The organism is Clostridium sp. AF32-12BH, assembly GCF_003477935.1.
In the GTDB taxonomy this organism is placed as follows: domain Bacteria; phylum Bacillota; class Clostridia; order Lachnospirales; family Lachnospiraceae; genus Brotaphodocola.
In genome coordinates this window covers 1-519 of the sequence record NZ_QUEH01000058.1, presented here as the reverse complement: position 1 = coordinate 519, position 519 = coordinate 1, and the positions used below count along the sequence as shown (strand labels likewise).

Genomic DNA, 519 nt, shown 5'->3' with positions numbered 1-519 from the left:
GATTCATTACACTGCAAAAAATATCATAAGCCTGTGTTTCATCCATTTCCCCTGACAGTAATCCGTGAACAGCCTCAAGACTTGCATAAAAAGATTTTTGAGCGGAATATCGGATATAAACGGCATTATTATTAATTTCCTCTTCCAGTCCAGGCACATCCTGCATCATGGTTGGAACATCTGTATTCAATGAAATGACGCCGCTTCCATCCGCAATCAGCTTTTGCCCCTCTTCTGAAATCATACAATCCAGCACATCCAGTGCAGTATCCAGTTTCTCCCGGTCTTTTTCCAGATTTTTGTTAAATGCAATGTTTAAGGATGGAGTCATGTACACGTAGGATTCATTCGATGTCTGTGAAAAGTAAGGAATACGGATCAGCTCCGCATCCATCTGTTTCTGCAGCTGCTGCATAACCGTCGGATGTCCATGAAACATTGCTGATTTTTCCTCAACAAACATCTGGGTTCCTGTATTGATGTCAATATTGATATCTTCTTTACCAAAGTGCGAGTCCT

The 519-nt window shown here is 41.2% G+C and carries 1 pseudogene; it reads right to left on the bottom strand.

Annotated elements, in window-relative coordinates:
* Positions 1-519, bottom strand: a pseudogene (locus tag DWZ40_RS19220) (carbohydrate ABC transporter substrate-binding protein); the annotation flags it as partial.